We start from the raw sequence: 15,166 nt of genomic DNA, 5'->3' as shown, positions 1-15,166 counted from the left end.
ACATTGCCGGCGCGCTCCGAAAGGGTCGCGCCGGCATTGCCCTTGTCGCTCTAAGGGGGTGGCAAGGTTGAACTTCTCCATGATTGGAAGCCGAGATGGCCAGCCTGCCGTTTTCGCTTTTTTGGGGCCAAGAGCCTGGGGACCTTAACGAATGAGTACATCCGTCTTACTCTTGTGCCTCGTGGTGCTGGGCGCCGTTGCCTTCGTGGCAGCGCGCAGCCGCGCGACAGCCCTTGCCGGAGGAAAGTCCTCCGCACTGCATTCCCGGCCTGGCTATTACGGTGCCTATGCCGCCATCTGGACCATCCTGCCGGCGCTGATCGTCTTGTGCGCCTGGCTCGCCATCAGCCCCTCCATCATCGAATCCTCTGTGCGCGGCGCGTTCCCTGACGACGTCAAGGCGCAGCCTGTCGCGCAGCAGAACCTCAGCTACGGCATGGTCAACGCCATTGCCCGCGGTCTGCCGCTGCTGAGCACCGAAGACGTCGCATCGGGCGCCAGCGATCCGGCCGGCCTGCAGGCCAAGCTCGCCGCCAAGGGCGTTCCGCTCGCCGGCGAACCGCAGCCTTACATGATCGAAGGCGCACAGAAGCTGAACGTCGAAAGCGGCATCAGCCGCCTGATCATGACCCTGGTGGTGATCGCGATTGCCGTTGCCGGTGGCTTCTATGCGCTGCGCGAAGTCGCCCCGCGCTTCCGGGCCCGCAACCGCGTCGAGCGCGTCATGCTCTGGGGCCTGATGCTGGCATCGTCGATCGCCATCCTGACCACCATCGGCATCGTCATGTCGATGCTGACGGAAGCAGCCCACTTCTTCGCCGAAGTCCCCGCCGCCGATTTCTTCTTCGGCACCGTCTGGGATCCGCGCTTTGCCGGTGCAGGCAGCTCGTCCTTCGGCCAGTTCGGTCTGATCCCGCTGCTTCTCGGCACACTCTATATCGGCCTCGTCGCCATGCTCGTCGCCGTTCCGGTTGGCCTGTTTGCGGCGATCTACATGTCGGAATATGCCGCTCCAAAGGTTCGCTCGGTGGCAAAGCCGCTGCTCGAAGTCCTGGCCGGTATCCCGACCATCGTCTACGGCTTCTTCGCGCTGATCACCGTCGGCCCGTTCCTGCGCGATCTGTCGTCCCAGGTCAGCGGTCTCCTGACCGGCGATTACAGCAACTTCATCCAGGCGCAGAGCGTTCTGACCGCGGGTATCGTCATGGGCATCATGCTGATCCCATATGTTTCCTCGCTCTCAGATGACATCATCACCGCCGTGCCGCGTACGTTGCGCGACGGTTCGCTCGGTCTCGGAGCCACGCGCTCGGAAACGATCAAGAAGGTCGTCCTGCCCGCAGCGCTCCCCGGCATCGTCGGCGCCCTCCTAATGACCGCCTCGCGCGCCATCGGCGAGACCATGATCGTCGTGCTCGCTGCCGGTGTCGCCGCCCGCATCCAGATCAACCCGTTCGAGCCGATGACGACGGTGACGGTCAAGATCGTCAACCAGCTGACGGGTGACCTTGAATTCACCTCGCCGCAGACGCTGGTTGCCTTCGCGCTCGGCATCACGCTGTTCTTCATCACGCTTTGCCTGAACATCTACGCGCTCTTCATTGTGCGCAAATACCGGGAGCAGTACGAATGACCGATGTTGTTTCCTCCGGACAGGGCGTCGTCGTTTCCAAGGCGCCCGCCCGCCGCGATATCGGCATCAAGCGTCGCTACGCCGCTGAACGCCGGTTCCAGGCCTATGGCGTCGCCGCCATCTCCTTCGGCCTGATTTTCCTCGCCATCCTGCTGACCACCGTCATCCGCCAGGGCTACACGGCCTTTGCGCAGACGGCGATCACCCTGCCGATCGAGTTCAGCGAGAAGGTGCTGGACCCGAACAACAAGCGTGCCACCGATCCTTCGGTGCTGATCGCGGCCAACTATCCGGTCCTGATCCGCGATGCCATGGTCAAGATGCTCGGCGTCAACGCTGCCAGCCGACTGGAAACGCGCGACGCGGCGGCGATGATCTCCAAGGGTGCACCGATCGTGCTCCGTGACATGGTCGAGGCCGATCCGTCGCTGATCGGCAAGACCGTCAATGTCACGCTTCTGGCCGACGCCAACGTCGATTCCGCCAACAAGGGCCAGATCGACCTGACCGTTGACGAGAAGAACCGCAAGGTCAACGACCGCCAGGTCGGTTGGATGCAGCAGATGAAGGCCAGCGGCGCGCTGCACAAGCAGTTCAACACCGGCCTGTTCGTCAACGGCAACTCCAGCCGTCCTGAAGCTGCAGGCCTCGGCGTGGCGCTGATCGGTTCGCTCTATCTGATGCTGATTGTTCTTGTGCTCGCTCTGCCGATCGGTGTTGCCGCTTCGATCTACCTCGAAGAGTTCGCACCGAAGAACAAGCTGACCGATCTGATCGAGGTCAACATCAACAACCTCGCGGCCGTTCCCTCGATCGTCTACGGTCTGCTCGGCCTGGCTGTCTTCATCAACTTCGCTGGCCTGCCGCGTTCCGCGCCGCTGGTCGGTGGCCTGGTGCTGTCGCTGATGACCCTGCCGACCATCATCATCGCCACCCGCGCTGCACTGCGCGCGGTGCCGCCGTCGATCCGCGCAGCAGCGCTTGGCCTCGGCGCCTCCAAGATGCAGATGGTGTTCCACCACGTTCTGCCGCTCGCCATGCCGGGCATTCTGACCGGCACTATCATCGGCCTGGCGCATGCGCTCGGCGAAACCGCACCGCTGCTGTTGATCGGCATGGTCGCCTTCGTCGCCAATGCACCTTCCACCCCCATGGATCCGTCCACGGCTCTGCCGGTACAGGTCTACATGTGGGCAAACGAAGCCGAACGCGCCTTTGTCGAGCGCACATCCGGCGCCATCATCGTCCTGCTCCTGTTCCTGATCGTCATGAACTTCGGAGCTATCCTCTTGCGTCGTCGCTTTGAGCGCCGCTGGTAAACGGAGTAAACATCATGAACATGTTGACGGAAGCCGCAGTTGAGAAGGCGCTTGACCAGAAGATGAATACAGTTCCGTATAAAATGATCGGCCACGACGTTTCGGTTTACTATGGCGACAAGCGTGCGCTGTTCGACGTCAAGCTGAACATCCGCGAAAACACCGTGACCGCGCTCATCGGCCCATCGGGTTGCGGCAAGTCCACCTTCCTGCGCAGCCTGAACCGCATGAACGACACCATCGACAACTGCCGCGTCACCGGCAAGATCACGCTGGATGGCGACGATATCTACGATCCCGACATCGATGTCGTCGAACTGCGCGCCCGCGTTGGCATGGTGTTCCAGAAGCCGAACCCGTTCCCGAAGACGATCTATGAAAACGTCGCCTACGGCCCGCGCATCCACGGTCTCGCCAAGGCGAAGGCCGACATGGACGTGATCGTCGAGCAGAGCCTGCAGCGCGCCGGCCTGTGGAACGAAGTCAAGGACCGCGTCCACGAATCCGGCACCGGCCTCTCGGGCGGTCAGCAGCAACGTCTGTGCATCGCCCGCGCCATCGCCGTCAGCCCCGAAGTCATCCTGATGGACGAACCGTGCTCGGCGCTCGACCCGATCGCTACCGCCAAGGTCGAAGAGCTTATCCACGAACTGCGTGAAGCCTACACCATCGTCATCGTCACCCACTCGATGCAGCAGGCAGCCCGCGTGTCGCAGCGCACCGCCATGTTCCACCTCGGCAACCTCGTCGAGGAGAACGATACCGACAAGATGTTCACCAACCCGGATGACCCGCGCACCCAGGACTATATCATGGGCCGCTTCGGTTGATCTCCGGCGTCGGAAACCCTCAGGACATTCAAGGATAAGCCCCATGGCATCGACACATATCTATTCCGCCTATGACGACGACCTCAAGTTCCTGACCCGCCGTATCTCGGAAATGGGTGGCCTTGCCGAACAGATGGTCGGCGACGCCGTTCGCGCGCTGGTCAACGGCGACACCTCGCTCGCCCAGAAGGTCATTTCCGACGACGTGATCCTCGATCATGCCGAGCGCGAAATCGGCGACAAGGCGATCATCACCATCGCCCGCCGCCAGCCGATGGCTGCCGACCTTCGCGAAATCATGGGATCGATCCGCATCGCGGCTGATCTCGAGCGCGTCGGCGATCTCGGCAAGAACACCGCCAAGCGCGTCATCGCCGTGCAGAGCACCGGCGTTCCCCGCAAGCTCGCCCGCGGCCTCGAGCATCTCTCCGAACTGGCACTCGTCCAGCTCAAGGAAGTGCTCGATGTCTATACGAGCCGCGCTGCCGACCGCGCCAAGTCGATCCGTGAGCGCGACGAGGAAATCGATGCGATGTACACCTCGCTGTTCCGCGAGATGCTGACCTACATGATGGAAGATCCGCGCAACATCACCAGCTGCACGCATCTCCTGTTCTGCGCCAAGAACATCGAGCGTATCGGCGACCACGCCACCAACATCGCCGAGACCATCTACTACATGGCGACCGGCGCCCAGCCGGAAGGCGAACGTCCGAAGGACGATACCGCCAACACCGTTGGGGCAGTCACGGAATAAGCGTTCCGGAACCGCGCCCCCAGGAGACCGAGACGAATGATCCCAAGAGTAGCAGTCGTTGAAGACGAAGAAGCGCTGAGCGTGCTTCTTCGCTATAACCTCGAAGCCGAAGGCTTCGAGGTCGATACCATCCTGCGTGGTGACGAGGCCGAAATCCGGCTTCAGGAGCGCACGCCCGATCTGCTCATCCTCGATTGGATGCTGCCGGGCGTATCCGGCATCGAGCTTTGCCGCCGGTTGCGCATGCGCCCGGAGACCGAGCGCCTGCCGATCATCATGCTGACGGCCCGTGGAGAGGAAAGCGAACGCGTTCGCGGCCTGTCCACCGGTGCCGACGACTATGTCGTCAAGCCGTTCTCGACGCCGGAGCTTGTCGCCCGCGTCAAGGCGATGCTGCGACGCGCCAAGCCCGAGGTTCTGTCGTCGCTGCTGAAATGCGGCGATATCGAGCTCGACCGCGAAACCCACCGCGTTCACCGCAAGAGCCGCGAAGTCCGCCTCGGCCCGACCGAGTTCCGCCTGCTGGAATTCCTGATGGCATCGCCCGGCCGCGTCTTCTCGCGTTCGCAGCTGCTGGATGGCGTCTGGGGTCACGATATCTATGTCGACGAGCGCACCGTCGATGTGCATGTCGGCCGCCTGCGCAAGGCGCTCAACTTCTCGAACATGCAGGATGTCATCCGCACCGTACGCGGCGCCGGATACTCCATGGAAGCCTGAGGGGTTTCATCACCTGCCGAAAACGAAAAACGGGCCCGCAAAGGCCCGTTTTCTTGTGTTCCTTATCCGGCTTTCCGGATCATGCGACCCGGTTGGCTGCCCTGCGGCGCTCGTTGACCGGCTGGTAGGCCATTTTCTGGTGATAGGTGCAGTAAGGCGAAGCGTCAGGCGACTCGCAACCGCAGAAGTGGAAGTCATCTGTCAGCGGATCGCCGACCGGCCACTTGCACGTGCGCTCGGTCAGTTCCGTCAGGCCGAGGCGACGCGAGATCGGAACGACCACGTTGGCCGACGGACGGTAGCGAACTTCCTCGATCGCATTGACGTCCATCTCTTCCTTCAGCATCGTTGAACCCTGCTGGCGGGTAACGGTGCGGGTGGCAGTGATACGCGATGAGTTGAATGTATTGGCAGAGCGTGGCGCGGTTGCCGCAGGACGCTTCGGCGTTCTCGCAGCCGCCGAAGTGCCGCCGGCCTTGGCCCGGCCCGGCAGGCTCAGGCGGTGGACCTTGCCGATAACAGCATTGCGGCTTACACCGCCAAGTTGTGCAGCAATCTGGCTGGCGCTCAGGCCCTCGGCCCAGAGTTTCTTCAGTCGTTCAACGCGCTCGTCTGTCCAGTTCATGCCCTGTCTCCGCCTTTTAGCGTTGGTGCAGGCAGAATCCCTCACCCATGGCCCGGACGTGTCCGGACCACGAAACGCTTTCTCGATTTTGGTGACTAGTTCCGCCGCATGCAGTCTAGTAATTGAGTTTTAACCTAGAGTGAGGGCGACTCCGTGACAAGAGTCGGTTGAATCCCGACGAATCGATTTCTCGGTTTTCCCCAACTTGCTGGGAAGGAGAGTCATTTCTGCAACATTAGCTGTTGATAGGCTCCGCGGACCCCAATGCCAGCTTGACGCATGCTGCAAAACCTCAGTTTTGTTGACATCGCACTGCGAAACGTCAATAGTGCCGCTTGCCGCCGAAAGGCGGCATTTTCAATTTCCGGACCCCGTGTTTCTTAGCCGGAGTCCGGGTCAACGGTGTTCAATGACAGGAGATCGCGCCATGGCTGAAGCCGCGCCGCTTTATGATACCTACTCTCGTGCCCCATTGCGGTTCGAGCGAGGAGAGGGCGTCTGGCTGATCACCGAGAGTGGCGAACGATATCTCGATTTCGGTGCCGGCGTCGCCGTCACTTCGGTTGGCCACGGCCATCCGCATGTCGTCTGTGCTTTGAAGGATCAGGCCGACAAGGTCTGGCACCTGTCGAACATCTATGAGATCCCCGGCCAGGAGCGTCTTGCCAAGCGCCTGACGGATGCAACCTTCGCGGAAAAGGTGTTCTTCACCAATTCCGGCGCTGAGGCTCTTGAGTGCGCGATCAAGACCGCGCGCCGCTATCAGTATTCCAAGGGCCATCCCGAGCGCTTCCACATTATCACCTTCGAAGGCGCCTTCCACGGCCGCACGCTGGCGACGATTGCCGCCGGTGGCCAGGAAAAGTATCTCGAAGGCTTCGGCCCCAAGGCGCCCGGCTTCGACCAGGTGCCGTTCGGCGACATCGAAGCCGTTCGCGCCGCGATCACCGACGCCACGGCTGCGATCCTGATCGAGCCGGTGCAGGGTGAGGGCGGTGTCCGCCCGGCGACCAACGAGTTCATGAAGGCACTGCGCCAGCTCTGCGACGAGAACGGCCTGCTGCTGATCCTCGACGAAGTGCAGACCGGCGTCGGTCGTACCGGCAAGCTGTTCGCCCACGAATGGGCCGGCATCACGCCTGACATCATGGCAGTCGCCAAGGGCATCGGCGGCGGCTTTCCGCTCGGCGCCTGCCTGGCCACCGCTGAAGCTGCCTCCGGCATGAAGGCCGGCACCCATGGCTCGACCTATGGCGGCAATCCGCTCGCCATGGCCGTCGGCAATGCCGTGCTCGACATCATTCTCGAAGAGAGCTTCCTGCAGCACGTCAACGATGTTGCGCTGGTCTTCCGCCAGGGCCTGGCCTCGCTCCATGATCGCTTCCCTGATGTGATCGAGGATATCCGTGGCGAAGGCCTGCTGCTCGGCGTCAAGGCGGCCGTGCCGTCGGCCGAACTGCTGCAGGCGATCCGCGGCGCCAATCTTCTGGCGATCCCGGCCGGCGACAACGTCATCCGCCTTCTTCCGCCGCTTGTCGTCACGGCTGATGAAGCCCGCGAAGGCCTCGCTCGACTTGAGCGCGCCGCCGAGAGCGTGCGCGCATCGAAAATCAAGAAGACGGCTTGAACGGATAGGGTGCCCGGCCGGATGGCGGGCGTAACAGGTAAAGACAATGGCTTCCCCAAAACACTTCCTCGATCTCTCCGCGGTAACCTCGTCTGACCTTCGGGTCATCATGAATGATGCCATGGCCCGCAAGCAGGCCTTCAAGGCCGGACAGGGCGACAAGCCGCTGGCCGGCAAGATGCTGGCGATGATCTTCGAAAAGCCCTCGACCCGCACCCGCGTCTCCTTCGACGTCGGCATGCGCCAGCTCGGCGGCGAGACGCTGTTCCTCTCCGGCACAGAGATGCAGCTCGGCCGCGCCGAGACCATCGGCGATACCGCCAAGGTCCTGTCACGCTACGTCGATGCCATCATGATCCGCACCACCGAGCATTCGCGCCTGCTGGAGCTTGCCGAACACGCGACGGTGCCTGTTATCAATGCGCTGACCGATGACACCCATCCGTGCCAGATCATGGCCGACATCATGACCTTCGAGGAGCACCGCGGCCCGATCAAGGGCAAGACGGTGACCTGGATGGGTGATGGCAACAATGTGCTGCATTCGCTGATCGAGGGCGCTGCCCGTTTCGGCTATCGCATGAACATGGCGGTGCCTCTTGGTTCCGAGCCAAAGGATCACTATCTGAACTGGGCCCGCAATGAGGGCGCCGAAATCATGCTGAGCCATGACGCTGACCGTGCGGTCGCCGGCGCCGATTGCGTGGTAACCGATACCTGGGTTTCCATGAATCAGGAACATCGGGCCCGGGGTCACAACGTCTTCCAGCCTTATCAGGTCAATTCGGCTTTGATGGCACAGGCCGGCAAGGATGCATTGTTCATGCATTGCCTGCCTGCCCATCGTGGTGAGGAAGTCACGGACGAGGTGATCGACGGCCCGCAGTCCGTCGTCTTCGATGAAGCGGAAAACCGTCTTCATGCACAGAAGTCGATTCTTGCTTGGTGCCTGGGCGCGATCTGAACCATACTGGATGCCACATTGGGCCGAAAGGGCCCGTGGCCGCGCGGGCCGATGGACACGCTTGTCCGTCTCCCTAAGACGAGGAGAAGACCATGGCAGAAGCTGCAACTGCACTCGGCGAGTTCGATTTCGCCGGTGATGATCACGTTGTTCCGTTCCAGGTCGAGAACCTGGATGTGCGCGGTCGCGCCGTCCAGCTCGGCCCGATGCTGGATGCGATCCTCGAGCGCCACAACTATCCCGCACCTGTCGCCCGGCTTCTCGCCGAAGTCATCGCGCTGACGGTGCTGCTCGGCACCTCGCTGAAATTCGACGGCAAGTTCACTGTCCAGACCAAGAGCGACGGCCCGGTCGATCTCCTCGTCGCCGACTTTTCGACGCCGGAGAATGTGCGCGCCTATGCGCGCTTCGATCAGACGCTGCTCGACGAGGCGGTTGCCGCAGGCCAGACCGAGCCGGAACAACTGCTCGGCAAGGGCATGCTCGCCTTCACCATCGATCAGGGCAAGTTCAGCCAGCCTTACCAGGGTATCGTCGCGCTTGACGGCGCCACGCTGGAGGATATTGCCGGTACCTACTTCCGCCAGTCCGAGCAGATCCCGACCCGCGTGCGTCTTGCCGCAGCCGAACTGTTCGATCGCGACGAGGACGGCAAGCCGCGCCACCGCTGGCGGGCAGGGGGGCTTGTTGCCCAGTTCCTGCCGGAAGCGCCTGAGCGCATGCGCCAGGCCGATCTCCACGGCGGCGATGGCGATACCGGCTCCAGCCACCATTCTGACGATGATTCCTGGGCCGAAGCCCGCTCGCTGGTCGAGACGATCCATTTCGACGAGCTGACGGATCCCTTGGTCGGCACCGAAAGGCTGCTGTTCCGCCTGTTCCATGAGCGCGGCGTGCGGGTCTATGAACCGCGTGCGGTGTTCGATCGCTGTTCCTGTTCGCGGGAGAAGATCAAGGGCGTCCTGCAGGGATTCTCGGCAGAAGAGATCGATGCCAGCCAGGAAGACGGCGAGATTTCCGTCACCTGCGAGTTCTGCTCGACGACCTACCGCTTCGTCCCTGAAGAGCTCAAGCAGGCCGCCGAGTGATCGATCGCCACTGATGAACGGGGACTGATCAGTTCAGAACTCTGAGCAGTCCGGGTGAATCGAGCGAGAAGGCGGGGATCTCCACCTGGAAGGTCTCGCCTTCGTCGGTTTCCATCTGATAGTGGCCGAACATCAGGCCCGATGGCGTATCGAGCGGGCAACCCGAGGAATATTCGTATGTATCGCCGGGCCCGAGCTTCGGCTGTTCACCAACGACGCCGGCGCCGCTCACTTCGTCCACCACGCCGTTCTGGTCGGTAATGTTCCAGTAGCGGTTGACGAGGCGCACCGTCAGATCGGAGTTGTTGCTGATGACGATGCGATATCCCCAGACATAGCGATCGTCTTCCGGGTCGGATTGCTCCTCCAGGTAAAAGGGCTCGACCACCACTTCAATGTCTCGTGTCAGGGCGCGGTACATGCCTACACCATAGTAAGAATACCTTACTGGTATCTTATAAGAGGTCCGGCAGGTCAATAAATGCAGCGATGATCGCGCGTTAAATACCCATATTGGCTGCTGTCTTCGCGTGCCAAGACTAGCGCGATACCATTTTTGCGCGAATATTGCCGCCGCCGGCGAATTCTAATGTTGGCCGAACCGATTCTGGTCCGGCCAACGGAAGCGTGATCAGGCGCTCACTTTGGCCAGAGCCTGGGCGAAATCTTCGAGCAGGTCATCGACATCCTCGATGCCGGCCGAGAACCGCACGGTGCCGGGCGAGATGCCGAGCTCGGCGCGTGCCTCGTCCGTCAGATTCTTGTGCGTCGTCGTCGCCGGATGGGTGATGATGCTGCGCGTATCGCCGAGATTGTTGGAGATGGTCACGACATCAAGCGCATTCTGCAGCTTGAACGCAGCCTCCTTGCCGCCCTTCATCTCGAAGGCCACCAGTGTCGAGCCGCCGGTCATCTGCTTGGCGATGATATCGGCCTGCGGGTGATCCTTGCGGCCTGGATAGATCACCTTGGCGATCTTGCCCTGGTCAGCCAGGAATTCGGCAATGCGTGTGGCATTCTCGGTCTGCTGCTTGACGCGGATCGGCAGGGTCTCGAGACCCTTGATCAGCGTCCAGGCGGTAAACGGCGACATCGCCGGGCCGGTGTGGCGGTAATAGTCCTGCAGGTGCTCGGTCACCCATTCCTTGTCGGAGAGGATGACGCCGGCAAGGCTGCGGCCCTGGCCGTCGATATGCTTGGTGGCGGAATAGACGACCACATGCGCGCCCAGCTCCAGCGGTTTCTGGAAAAGCGGCGTCGCGAACACGTTATCGACCACCACGCGGGCGCCGACCTGGTTGGCGAGCTTGGCAACGCCGGCAATGTCGATCACTTCGAGCGTCGGGTTGGTCGGGCTTTCCAGGAAGAACACCTTGGTATTCGGCTGGATCGCCTTTTCCCAGTTCTCAAGATAGCGACCATCGACCAGCGTGCATTCGATGCCGTAGCGCGGCGCCAGCGTCTCGACCACCCAGCGGCAGGAGCCGAACAGGGCGCGCGCGGCGACGATATGATCGCCGGCCTTCAGCTGGCAAAGAAGTGCCGCGGTGATCGCCGCCATGCCGGATGCGGTGGCGCGGGCCTCCTCGGCACCTTCGAGCGCACACATGCGCTTTTCGAACATGTCGTTGGTAGGGCTGCCATAGCGGGCATAGATATAGCCGTCGTTCTCGCCCTTGAAGCGCGCCTCGGCAGCTTCAGAACTGTCGTAGGTAAAGCCCTGCGTCAGGTAGATCGCTTCCGACATCTCGCCATATTGCGAGCGCAAGGTGCCGCCGTGCACGAGCGTGGTGGCCGGGCGCCAGTTCTTATTGGGGGTCTTGCTCATCTGATCATCACCTTCGTGATACAAAAAAACCGGCCGCATATGCAGACCGGTTTTCAACCCGATCTTTTTAGCCACTTGTTTAACGTGGCTGCAAGCCGACCGGCCAAATCACCACGGGATAAAGCTGCAATACTGCCGATAGCTGCTTGCGTCAATTCATCGAGTTTGGTTTTGTCTGCTCGAATTACGATTGGAACCCGATGGCTCGCGATACTGGAATCTTGGCGGACCGCGCCATTGCTGCGTTGTTCGAAACGGGGCGTCTCGTCGCCGAGCGTGCGCTCGATCACGACCAGATCCAGCCGGCGAGCCTTGATCTGCGGCTCGGTGCCAAGGCTTTCCGCGTTCGCGCCAGCTTCATGCCCGGCCCGTCGCACCTGGTATCGGACAAGCTCGATCGCCTCAGCCTGCACGTCGTCGATCTCTCCGAAGGGGCTGTTCTCGAAACGGGCTGCGTCTATATCGTCCCGCTGATGGAGAGCCTGAAGCTGCCGGCCGACATGTCGGCCTCGGCCAATCCGAAAAGCTCGACCGGCCGCCTCGATATCTTCACCCGCGTCATCACCGATTACGCCCAGGAATTCGACAAGATCCCGGCCGGCTACTCCGGTCCGCTCTACCTCGAAATCTCGCCGCGCACCTTCCCGATCGTCGTTCGCCGCGGCTCACGCCTGTCGCAGATCCGCTTCCGCGTCGGCCACGCACTGCTCGCCGAAAAAGAACTGCTGGCCCTGCACGATGCCGAGACGCTGGTCGCCAGCAAGCAGCCGAACGTCTCCGGCGGCGCCATAGCGCTCTCGATCGACCTCGCCGGCGACAAGGACGGCCTGATCGGCTATCGCGGCAAGCACCACACCGCCGTCGTCGATGTCGACAAGAAGGCGCAGCACGACATCTACGATTTCTGGGAGCCGCTCTATAGTCGCGGCCGCAACGAACTCATCCTCGATCCGGACGAGTTCTACATCCTCGTCTCGCGCGAAGCCGTGCATGTGCCGCCGCACTACGCCGCCGAGATGACGCCGTTCGATCCGCTGGTCGGCGAATTCCGCGTCCACTACGCCGGCTTCTTCGACCCCGGCTTCGGCCATGCCCCCGCCGGCGGCCGCGGCAGCCGCGCCGTTCTCGAAGTGCGCAGCCACGAAGTCCCCTTCATCCTCGAAGACGGCCAGATCGTCGGTCGCCTCGTCTACGAGCATATGCAGGAACATCCCGAAAGCCTCTATGGCACCGGCCTCGGCTCGAACTACCAGGCCCAAGGCCTGAAGCTCTCCAAGCACTTCCGTCTCTGACGCGACGACCGGCCGTTTGACAGAGACAGCTTGACACCGGCCGCCATCTGTTGGAAATCTCGCTCCAACGCGGGTGTAGCTCAATGGTAGAGCAGCAGCTTCCCAAGCTGAATACGAGGGTTCGATTCCCTTCACCCGCTCCATTTTTCCAGTGATTTGCCCCGCCTGACTGTGCAACATTGCGCCGCGTGAAGACGCGCATGAATGCGAGCACAGATTGTCATGGTATGGCGTGACTGCCAGCAATTACCCTTCGAATGTCGGGTGGTGCCGTTAACCGCTCGGTCATCGCGAGCCGATACGTCCATGGCAGTGAACGAGAATCGTGATGGAAAATAGACAAGACCAAAGAAAGCGAACCTTCATCGGTGCAAAGATCCTGTTGAACGGCGGCGCCAGCGTTATGGACTGCCTGGTGAAGGATCTGTCTGAGGGCGGCGCGCGCCTGGCGCTTGATGGTGCCCCGACTGTTCCCAAGCAATTCGATCTGGCGTTTTCCGATGGGCGGTCGTTTCATTGCACCGTGCAATGGCGAACGATCAACGGCCTTGGCGTCAGCTTTGCACCCGCGCCGCAATAGTCGCCGCTGAGCGCTCGGCTTTCGCGCCGGCCGCGCCTCTCCTGCTCAACTCACGGGAATTCAAAAGATTTTGATCAGCGGAACCGTAAGCCTTGGTTTACCGTTCCATCCCGTTAGAACTGAGAAGGATAGATTTGATGCAGACGCGTAAATCAATCGTCGCCGGTGCTCTGGGATTGCTCATGGCCGTGACGGCCGTGTTGCCGGCGACGGCGATGCCCATGCTGGTCCAGCCGATTGCCGGACAGAAGTCGCCGCAGGTTTCCGAGGTGGAGCAGGTCCAGTATCGCCGCTACCGGCCGGGCTACTGGAATGGTCACCGCGGATATCACGGTTATCATCGTGGATACCGTCGCCACAATGACGGCTATTGGTATCCGCTTGCCGCCTTCGGTGCCGGTGCGATCATCGGTGGCGCCATTGCCAGCCAGCCGAGGCGGCCGGCCTATGCCGGCATCAATCCGAGGCACTATGACTGGTGCGCTTCCCGCTACAGAACATACCGCGCCTCTGACAACACCTATGTTCCAAGGGCCGGCGTGCGAGCCGTGTGCACCTCGCCATATTATTGACCGAGCCTCCGCCTCTCCCTGCCGGGGGAGGCGGAGGGTTTCATCTGCGGCCCGTCCGCTGCATCCTGAATGGCATCGCCAGACGCCATGCCGTCCGCTCTCCTTGCTGTCATTTGCTGCCGCTGGCGCTCATCCGCATTTACCAAAATCCTCGTTTCAGCTTTCCGGCCTAAAAGATCCACGTTAGATCTGCTGGTAAATTTTGTCTTAACGAGAGTGAAACGGCATGGCTGGACGCAAGGAAATCAGGCCGTTGACCGGCTTTCGCGGCGTTGCAGCACTGGCGGTGGCCACCTATCACTTCATGCTGTCGATGACCGGCAATCCTCCCTTTGTGCTGAGCGGCGGCTATCTTGCGGTGGATGCCTTCTTCGTGCTCAGCGGCTATGTGCTGGCCTACAATTACGCCGGCGTGTTTGGCGGATCGAACGACAGGGCCGCCTACCTCGATTTCCTGTTCAAGCGATTTGCCCGTCTCTATCCGGCCTATATCGTGCTGACGCTGCTCTACGCCCTGAAGCTCGCGCTAAAACCGGATGGCCTTGACGGATTTACCAGTTGGGATGCGATCTGCAATCTACTGATGCTGACCGGCTGGGGCCTGCATGCGACGCCTGTCGTCGGCCTGTCCTGGTCGGTCAGCGCCGAACTCTTCTGCTATGCAGCCTTTCCACTCATCTTGTTGCTCGCCCGTGAACGGCCGTTGCCGGCTTTCCTGTCCGTCGCTTTGATGGCGCTGGTGATCATGGTGATCTCAAGGGTCGGCGGCGGCATTGAGGGGCCGCTGGATGTCGTCTCCGATGTCAACCTCTTCCCGCTGCTGCGCGCTTTGGCAGGGTTCAGCCTGGGCGTGATCCTGTGCGGTGTCGCCTCTCGCATGAAAGTGCTGCCGGAGCAGACGGTAAACCTGTTCATGCTCCTGTCTGCCGCTGCTCTCGTCGCCGCTGCCGTCTTCGATCGCAGCGATCTGATCACCTATGCGGCAGTCGTCTGCATGGTTTTCTGGGTCGCCCAGGATTCGGATCTGTCGAATGTCCTGTTTGGCAATCGGCCGATCTACCGGCTCGGCGAAATCTCCTATTCCTTCTATCTCATCCATCCCTTCATCATCAGCGTGCTGGCGCGCGCGATCGGCAAGCTGCAGGCATTGGCGGGAAATCCGGGGGGATTGGCGATCACCTTCGCCCTCTATATCGGGTCCGCCATCCTGCTCTCCGAACTGTCCTATCGCTTCCTCGAGATGCGTGGAAAGGCCGCCTTGATGCGGTTGCGCCATTCGGGTTTCCGCGTCGCGCGGCAATAGTCAGTCAGGTGCTAACGCTTTTCGATAA

General features: G+C 61.5%; 15 protein-coding genes, 1 tRNA gene and 1 riboswitch. Of the genes, 13 read left to right on the top strand and 3 right to left on the bottom strand.

Annotated features, from left to right (window positions below; genetic code table 11):
• The first annotated feature begins 151 nt into the window (after positions 1–151).
• Genes pstC through phoB form a run of 5 tightly spaced genes read left to right on the top strand, consistent with a single transcriptional unit; the run spans position 152 to position 5,259 of the window.
• Positions 152–1,633: a phosphate ABC transporter permease subunit PstC gene (pstC, locus tag GVL52_RS10985; RefSeq protein ID WP_160006869.1), complete on the top strand. Its 1,482-nt coding sequence runs from the start codon at positions 152–154 to the stop codon at positions 1,631–1,633.
• Positions 1,630–2,952 carry a phosphate ABC transporter permease PstA gene (gene pstA, locus GVL52_RS10980; RefSeq protein ID WP_160006866.1) on the top strand — a complete coding sequence of 441 codons (1,323 nt, stop codon included), beginning with the start codon at positions 1,630–1,632 and terminating at the stop codon, positions 2,950–2,952. Before pstC ends, pstA begins: the two co-directional genes overlap by 4 nt.
• 14 nt (positions 2,953–2,966) lie before the next feature.
• On the top strand, positions 2,967–3,782 hold the full coding sequence (gene pstB / locus GVL52_RS10975) for a phosphate ABC transporter ATP-binding protein PstB (protein ID WP_160006864.1): 816 nt from the start codon (positions 2,967–2,969) through the stop codon (positions 3,780–3,782).
• A gap of 43 nt (positions 3,783–3,825) precedes the next feature.
• Entirely contained in the window at positions 3,826–4,539 is a 714-nt protein-coding gene (phoU, locus tag GVL52_RS10970; protein WP_160006862.1) for a phosphate signaling complex protein PhoU, read from the top strand.
• A gap of 36 nt (positions 4,540–4,575) precedes the next feature.
• Positions 4,576–5,259 (top strand): phosphate regulon transcriptional regulator PhoB, encoded by a 684-nt coding sequence (gene phoB, locus GVL52_RS10965; protein WP_037187663.1) that lies wholly within the window; start codon positions 4,576–4,578, stop codon positions 5,257–5,259.
• 79 nt (positions 5,260–5,338) lie between these two features.
• On the opposite strand, the gene GVL52_RS10960 is transcribed toward phoB, so the two are convergent.
• Positions 5,339–5,884 carry a GcrA family cell cycle regulator gene (locus GVL52_RS10960; RefSeq protein WP_160006859.1) on the bottom strand — a complete coding sequence of 182 codons (546 nt, stop codon included), beginning with the start codon at positions 5,882–5,884 and terminating at the stop codon, positions 5,339–5,341.
• A 427-nt stretch (positions 5,885–6,311) separates the two neighbouring features.
• On the opposite strand from GVL52_RS10960, the gene GVL52_RS10955 reads away from it, so the two are divergent.
• The 3 genes from GVL52_RS10955 to GVL52_RS10945 all read left to right on the top strand — a co-directional run bounded on the left by GVL52_RS10955 (position 6,312) and on the right by GVL52_RS10945 (position 9,563).
• Positions 6,312–7,511 carry an aspartate aminotransferase family protein gene (locus GVL52_RS10955; protein WP_160006856.1) on the top strand — a complete coding sequence of 400 codons (1,200 nt, stop codon included), beginning with the start codon at positions 6,312–6,314 and terminating at the stop codon, positions 7,509–7,511.
• A 46-nt stretch (positions 7,512–7,557) separates the two neighbouring features.
• Positions 7,558–8,475: an ornithine carbamoyltransferase gene (argF, locus tag GVL52_RS10950; protein WP_160006853.1), complete on the top strand. Its 918-nt coding sequence runs from the start codon at positions 7,558–7,560 to the stop codon at positions 8,473–8,475.
• Positions 8,476–8,567: 92 nt separating this feature from the next.
• Positions 8,568–9,563, top strand: coding sequence for an Hsp33 family molecular chaperone (locus tag GVL52_RS10945; RefSeq protein WP_160006850.1), 996 nt, complete (start codon positions 8,568–8,570; stop codon positions 9,561–9,563).
• Between the two features lie 28 nt (positions 9,564–9,591).
• Here GVL52_RS10945 and apaG read toward each other — a convergent pair whose 3' ends face one another.
• Together apaG and GVL52_RS10935 are read right to left on the bottom strand one after the other, a co-directional pair.
• Positions 9,592–9,984 (bottom strand): Co2+/Mg2+ efflux protein ApaG, encoded by a 393-nt coding sequence (gene apaG / locus GVL52_RS10940; RefSeq protein WP_160006847.1) that lies wholly within the window; start codon positions 9,982–9,984, stop codon positions 9,592–9,594.
• 210 nt (positions 9,985–10,194) lie between these two features.
• Complete coding sequence (locus GVL52_RS10935; protein WP_160006844.1) at positions 10,195–11,391, bottom strand: O-succinylhomoserine sulfhydrylase; 1,197 nt, start codon at positions 11,389–11,391, stop codon at positions 10,195–10,197.
• A 46-nt stretch (positions 11,392–11,437) separates the two neighbouring features.
• Positions 11,438–11,516, bottom strand: a riboswitch (SAM riboswitch).
• Between the two features lie 75 nt (positions 11,517–11,591).
• Between GVL52_RS10935 and GVL52_RS10930 the strand changes: the two genes are divergently transcribed.
• The 5 genes from GVL52_RS10930 to GVL52_RS10910 all read left to right on the top strand — a co-directional run bounded on the left by GVL52_RS10930 (position 11,592) and on the right by GVL52_RS10910 (position 15,138).
• On the top strand, positions 11,592–12,683 hold the full coding sequence (locus GVL52_RS10930) for a 2'-deoxycytidine 5'-triphosphate deaminase (RefSeq protein ID WP_160006841.1): 1,092 nt from the start codon (positions 11,592–11,594) through the stop codon (positions 12,681–12,683).
• 69 nt (positions 12,684–12,752) lie between these two features.
• Positions 12,753–12,826: transfer RNA gene (locus tag GVL52_RS10925), tRNA-Gly, on the top strand.
• Between the two features lie 185 nt (positions 12,827–13,011).
• Positions 13,012–13,263 carry a PilZ domain-containing protein gene (locus tag GVL52_RS10920; RefSeq protein ID WP_160006838.1) on the top strand — a complete coding sequence of 84 codons (252 nt, stop codon included), beginning with the start codon at positions 13,012–13,014 and terminating at the stop codon, positions 13,261–13,263.
• A 137-nt stretch (positions 13,264–13,400) separates the two neighbouring features.
• A complete protein-coding gene (locus GVL52_RS10915) occupies positions 13,401–13,835 on the top strand; it encodes a BA14K family protein (RefSeq protein WP_160006835.1) in 435 nt (144 codons plus the stop codon).
• Positions 13,836–14,061: 226 nt separating this feature from the next.
• Positions 14,062–15,138 carry an acyltransferase gene (locus GVL52_RS10910; RefSeq protein ID WP_160006833.1) on the top strand — a complete coding sequence of 359 codons (1,077 nt, stop codon included), beginning with the start codon at positions 14,062–14,064 and terminating at the stop codon, positions 15,136–15,138.
• Positions 15,139–15,166: the final 28 nt, after the last annotated feature.

The organism is Rhizobium sp. 18055 (assembly GCF_902706285.1).
Classification (GTDB): domain Bacteria; phylum Pseudomonadota; class Alphaproteobacteria; order Rhizobiales; family Rhizobiaceae; genus Rhizobium.
The sequence above is the reverse complement of the archived record's forward strand: the minus strand, read 5'-3'. Positions and strand labels throughout refer to the sequence as shown.